Origin of the sequence: Treponema sp. UBA785 (assembly GCF_002297065.1) — a bacterium.
In the GTDB taxonomy this organism is placed as follows: Bacteria; Spirochaetota; Spirochaetia; order Treponematales; family Treponemataceae; genus Treponema_D.
Genome location: NZ_DBJD01000058.1, coordinates 40,225 through 46,415, shown reverse-complemented (window position 1 = coordinate 46,415; position 6,191 = coordinate 40,225). Strand labels below are relative to the sequence as shown.

Annotated in this window: 4 protein-coding genes and 2 tRNA genes; all 6 read left to right on the top strand. The window is 39.5% G+C overall.

Annotated features, from left to right (window positions below; translation table 11 throughout):
* The first annotated feature begins 27 nt into the window (after nt 1–27).
* Nucleotides 28–1,491: a nicotinate phosphoribosyltransferase gene (locus tag B2X33_RS04900; protein WP_296668047.1), complete on the top strand. Its 1,464-nt coding sequence runs from the start codon at nt 28–30 to the stop codon at nt 1,489–1,491.
* Nucleotides 1,492–1,636: 145 nt separating this feature from the next.
* Nucleotides 1,637–1,710 (top strand) — tRNA-Asp (locus tag B2X33_RS04895).
* 50 nt (nt 1,711–1,760) lie between these two features.
* A tRNA-Pro gene (locus B2X33_RS04890) sits at nt 1,761–1,833 on the top strand.
* A gap of 278 nt (nt 1,834–2,111) precedes the next feature.
* A complete protein-coding gene (locus B2X33_RS04885) occupies nt 2,112–2,834 on the top strand; it encodes a hypothetical protein (RefSeq protein ID WP_296668045.1) in 723 nt (240 codons plus the stop codon).
* Nucleotides 2,835–3,038: 204 nt separating this feature from the next.
* Nucleotides 3,039–4,505: a peptidyl-prolyl cis-trans isomerase gene (locus tag B2X33_RS04880; protein WP_296668043.1), complete on the top strand. Its 1,467-nt coding sequence runs from the start codon at nt 3,039–3,041 to the stop codon at nt 4,503–4,505.
* Between the two features lie 27 nt (nt 4,506–4,532).
* Nucleotides 4,533–6,188, top strand: coding sequence for a 6-hydroxymethylpterin diphosphokinase MptE-like protein (locus tag B2X33_RS04875; protein WP_296668041.1), 1,656 nt, complete (start codon nt 4,533–4,535; stop codon nt 6,186–6,188).
* The last annotated feature ends 3 nt before the right edge of the window (nt 6,189–6,191 follow it).

The window sequence follows — 6,191 nt, the reverse complement described above, 5'->3', positions numbered from 1 at the left end:
AATCTTGACTTTTTATAGGAGATTAAAATGAACGAAAAAATCGAAAACAGCACCATAAACAGTGCTCTCTTCACCGACTTTTATGAATTGACAATGGCCCAAGGCTACTGGAAAAACGACATGAATCAGGATGTTGTTTTTGACATGTTTTTCAGAAGACAGCCATTTAACGGCGGTTTTTCAATTTTTGCCGGTCTTGATACGCTTTTAGACGCAATCACAGATTTTACTTTTAGTCCAAGCGATATTGAATTTTTAAGGCAACAGAAGATTTTTGAGCCGGGTTTTCTCGAATACCTGAAAACTTTCCGTTTTAGAGGCGACGTTTACGCTTTTAGAGAAGGCTCGGTTATATTTCCTCAGGAGCCGATTGTCAGAATCCACGCAAAACTGATTGAAGCGCAGATTGTCGAGGCTTTGGTTTTGAACCACATAAATTTCCAGAGCCTTATTGCGACAAAAACAGCAAGAATCTGGCTTGCAAGCAAAAAAGGCTCAATAATGGAATTTGGCTTAAGACGCGCACAAGGACCAGACGGCGGAATGAGCGCAACGCGCGCAAGTTTTATCGGCGGAGCAGCCGGAACTTCAAACACTCTGGCAGGAAAACTCTACGATATTCCGGTAATGGGAACAATGGCTCATTCCTGGATTATGGCCTTCCCTTCTGAACTTGAAGCGTTCGAAGCGTACGCAAAGCTCTATCCTCAAAAGGCAATTTTCTTAATCGACACCTACGACACTCTCCGCTCCGGCATAAAAAATGCAATCAAAGCAGGGGCAAAGCTCGTAGAGAAAGGCTACAACTTCGGCGTCAGGCTTGATTCTGGAGATATTTCCTATCTTACGGCAGAAGTCCGCAAAGAACTGGACAAGGCAGGATTTCCGCAGGCAACAATCACAGTTTCAAACGAGCTTACAGAAGAAATTGTCGAGACTCTTGTTCAGCAAAACACACCAATCAACAGCTGGGGCGTTGGAACCCACATGGTGACTGGAGGAAACGAGGCCAGCTTTACAGGCGTTTACAAGCTGGCGGCAAGATTTGACAAGACCTCCGGCAAGAATATTCCTGCAATGAAATTTTCAGACAATCCTGAAAAAAACACAAATCCTGGAATAAAAAATGTATACCGTCTGTATGATGACGAAGGCAATGCAAAGGCCGACATAATTGCAACTGAAGACGAAAAAATCGAAGCAGGAAAAGAATACCGCTACTACCATCCGATGATTGACTACCGCCAGTTTACATTTAAGGCGGCAAAAACTGAGGCTCTTTTGCACAAAGTTGTAGAAAACGGCAACAGGATTGAAGAAAAACAGCCTGCTGGAAAAGTAATCCGTCTTGCACACGAAACAGCACAGCAGCAGCTCGAAACTCTGGATGCTTCTTACAAGCGTATTTTAAATCCGCATATTTACAAAGTAAGCCTGACAGAAGCAATGAAAAATCTAAAGATGGATTTTATTGAAAAAAGAATAAAATAGTCAAAATCAATCCACGGTCAAAACAAGCAAAAAGTTTTACGATCGTGGATTTTTTTGTCTTTTGAAAAAAAAACAAAAAAAATTAAAAAATTTTAAAAAATGCTATTGACGTAAATAATTCGTTTTGCTAATATAAATACATCACGCGGGCATAGCGAAGTTGGTTATCGCGCTGGCCTGTCACGCCGGAGATCGCGGGTTCGAGCCCCGCTGCTCGCGTCAAAAACCTTCCTCGGTGAGGAAGGTTTTTTTATTAAAATTAAAAAAATCGGGTATTAGCGCAGCTGGTAGCGCACTAGCTTCGGGAGTTAGGGGTCGGCGGTTCGAATCCGCCATACCCGATATTAAAAAATCTGTCGTCCTGGCAGATTTTTTTTTGCATTTTTTTATTTGGCGCCGGATGGCAGCGGACACGCGGAAGAAGCGTGTGTGTGCAAACACCGGAAGCGCGTAAGACGCTGTAGCCGCGGACAGCCGTTTTTACAAAAAAAATTTGCATAACCGACAAGTGTTTTTTTTAGGAAAGTTGTGCGCCCCATTATAAATAAAAAATTCTTCAGTTTTTTTTGAAAAAGTCGAAAATCTTAAAGACTGGTAAGACAATTTTGGAGAGGTTGTCTATGGAAATCTGCTTTTTGACTCGTGAAAAGAATGTTTGCCGCCTTATTATGGAAAGGCTTGAGAATTCTGGCTGCCGTTGCTATCTGCAGGACGACTGGAGCTTGCTGTACAAGAACATTCAGGATTTTAACTGTCAGATTGATATGATTGTCTGCGATTTTACTCTTATAAGCGGCTGCTGCTTTAATCTTTTTGAATCGATTTTTGAAATGGGGAAAAAAATTCCCATAATTTATTACAATGACCCTTCTTCCCCAGACGACGAACGGGTAAACCACTGGATAAGCCAAAATGAGCTTTATTACCAGTTTAATTTTCCGCAAAACTGCATTTCGACGCTCAAAAAATTAAACGAAATAATCTGCGATCCGAGCGTAAAACGGCATATTTCGCTTTTGCAGCCGGCAATTCCGGTCGGATGGGAAAAACTTAGAGGCAGCGAAACTCAGCGCGAAATTAACCTTCTTGATTTTAGGTTCAGGAACAATCTTTCGCCTGCTCTTTTTCAGCTTTTTGAATATATGTACAAAAACAGGACAAAAGACATGAGCTTGTCCGAACTAGAAAAAGTTCTGTTTAGAAACAAAAAGGATTTTTTTGACCATAAATCGTCTGTCTACTCATATATTTCAAGATTAAAAAACCAGATTGAAACTGATTCCGCAACAAAAATAAAAATTTTCCGCTCAAGCCGGGGCTGCTACAGGATGGTCGTTTATTAAAAAAATAAGCAGGTTCAATTTCGAGTTTTAAATTTTACTGTCATTATCGGGCACATACGTATATAAGAAAGAAAAAACCGTCAATTGACAGCACCACGCTCTGAATGATAAAATTAAGTTACTGTTTTTTAAAAAAGTTTATGTTTTTTTGAGCAAGGCTTTTTTAAATACTCGAAAAAATAGTAAAAAAAGGACGTTTTTATCATGAAAAAAACAATGCTTTTCATTGGCTCTATAATCATTTTGATTTTATCTGCCATCACTTTTATTTTTATTCCAGCAATGGCAGAAGGAGCAGGCCAGGCTCCTCTCGTTTTTGGAAAATACGGAAACAAAAAAATTGAATACAAAGAGGGAAGCGAATTTGCAAATGCTGTTGCAAATTACACCGAAATGTACAGAAGACAGGGAGTTGATTTAAAAGATTCTGACTACTACACAATTTATAATTACGCTTTTGTTTCGGCTGTCCAGGCTATCGCTTATGCAGACAACGTAAAAAAATCAGGCTGGGAACCTTCAAAAGAAAGCGTGGCTCGCCAGATGTACCAGTATTTTACCGATGAAAAAGGCAACTATTCTCCAGAAATCTATAACAGCTACAGCGCAGATGACAAAAGCAGGCTGCAGCAGGATCTTACACGCGGCTTAATCTGGAACAGATGCGGCGAAGACTATTTGGGAACTCAATCTAAATATGCAGGCCATACTCTTTACGGCTTAAAATCTTCTGACGCAGAAAAAGAATTTTTTGAAAAAATGGCTTCAGAAAAACGTTCTTTTGACCTTGCAGTTTTTGACAAAAAAGATTATCCAGAATCTCAGATAAAAGCTTTTGGCGCAGAAAATAAAGACAAATTCACAAAATACAATTTTTCTGTAATCACAGTAAAAGACCAGTCAAAGGCAAAATCAATCTTGAACCAGCTCACAAAAGAAGAAATCACATTTTCTGATGCTGTATCTGAATATTCTGACAAGGCATATTCTGGAGCAGACGGAAAACTTTCTTCAAATTATGGTTATCAGATTCAGAATATTGTTACAAAAAAAGACGACGGAAAGGCGATTTTTGCCCTCGAATTGAACCAGACCAGCGGAGTTATCGAAACTTCTGCCGGATATTCGATTTTCCATAACGATTTGATTAAAACTGAACCGGACTTTGCAGATTCAACCGTTATTGCTGCAGTTCGCTCTTACATCAACGAAAACGAAACTTCTTTAATCGAAAGCTATTTTATCGAAAAAGCAAAGGCTGTTGCTTCCGACGCTGAAAAGAAAGGTTTTGAAGCAGCCGGCAAGTCTAATGGTGCAAAATTTGTAAAAGTTCCAGCTTTTGCGCTCAACTACGCAAACGACTCAATGCTCGGCTCTCTTCCAGAAGAATTTACTTCAATTTCCGGTGCTTCTACAAACGAGAATCTTTTGAAAAAGGCATTTGCCCTCAAAAACGGGGATATTTCTGAACCGGTTGTTGCAGGAGATTCAATTCTTGTGATAAAAGCTGCTGGTACTCAGAAAGACAATTTGACAGATTCGAAAAAAGAAGAAATTGCGGGCGCAGTTACTTCTATCGATTCTTATTCGCTCCAGATGGCGCTGCTTTCTAGCGACAAAGTAAAGAATGATGTTGCAAATGTTTTCTTTACAAAAATGATGAAAAACTAAATAAAATTGAACAATTTGCAATCCGGTATGATTGAAACTGAAAAGCCCTGTCTGGTAAAAGCCGGTCAGGGCTTTTCTGTTTTATACAAGAACAGATTTCTTTACTCAAAATACTCTCCTCAAAAGGCAATTGAGCAGACCGTAGCTAATCTGGATATTCTGCCACAAACGCTCATTCTTTGCTTTTCTCCATGCCTGTGGTACGGCTTAAAAGAGCTTTTGACTAAGATTCCAAAAGATTCGCTTATTCTCGGAATAGAAGCGGACAAAAAACTGTTTGAACTGGCAGAAAAAAAATTAAACGAAATAAAAAAAAGCTGTCATCAGGATTCTAAAAAAATTTTGCTAACCTCGCCTTCAAAAATAGAAGCGCTTATAAAAACTCTGCCGCATTTTAGGCGGACGGTTTCGATTGAAATGAGCGGAGGAACTTTTTTTTACAAAACATTATATTCGCAGACCGCGCTTTTTTCTCAAAATTTTATTGCTTCCTTTTGGAAAAATCGGATCACTCTCGTAAAAATGGGCAGGCTTTTTTGTAAAAATTTCTTTAGAAATCTAAGAGAAATTCCCGCAGAGCAAAGCATTCCTCATTGCTCGCCATTTTTTTTAAGACCGTTTATTGTCTTTGGAGCCGGCGAAAGCACAGAAACTTTTCTATTAAGCGTTTCAAAAAAAACACTGCAAAAATGCACTGTTCTTGCGGTTGATGCTGCGCTTCCAGTTCTTTTAAAACACAAAATTCAGCCAGACTTTATAATTGCAGTCGAATCCCAGCTTGCAATCGAAAAAGCATATATCGGAGCAAATAAGACAAAGGCTGCAATAATAAGCGATTTGGCCTCAAGACCGGCAGTTCTCCGCCATACAAAGGGGCGGCATCTGTATTTTTATTCGGAATTTTCGGAAAGTGAATTTTTAAAAAGCGCGGAATCAAAGGGCATTCTTCCTGCAAAAATTCCACCGCTCGGTTCAGTTGGACTTACGGCGGTCTATCTTGCACTTTTTATGCGATTTGATTCAAATGTGCCGGTTTTTGTTACAGGACTCGATTTTTCGTACAGTCTTGGCTTTACACACGCAAGAGGCGCTCCTGCCCACACGGCAAGACTTATTTCTTCAAACCGCTTTAAGCCTGTCGAAAACTACGATGCCGCTTTTAAGGCAGACGCAAAAACTGTTCCAGGAAAAAACGGAACCGTAATAACGGACACCGCGCTAAAAAACTACGCTGCGCTATTTGTAAATTATTTTAAGGATTCAAAAAAACTCTATGATGCAGGATTTTCCGGCTTAAATTTAAGCCTTCCGTCTGTGACCACAGAACAAATCGAAAACTTCTGCCAGCCGCTCGGTCAAAAAAAAGAAGGCGAATTTGACGCTCTGTACGAGCAGAACAAAAAAAACAGCTCAAGCTCCGACATCAAAATCAAAACAAAAACATATCTTTTAGAAGAAAAAAATGCGCTTTTGAGAATAAAAGAGTTGCTTTCAAAAGGCGAAAAAGCAGCTCCGGCTCCAACACCAAACCTGCGCGCTGAAATAGAAAATCTTCTATCAAAAAGAGAATATCTTTATCTGCACTTTCCAGATGGATACAGGTTTGAAGCCGGCAATTTGAGTTTTTTAAAAAGAATCAGCAACGAAATCGACTTTTTTCTAAAAAACTTTGAAAACCTATAAAAA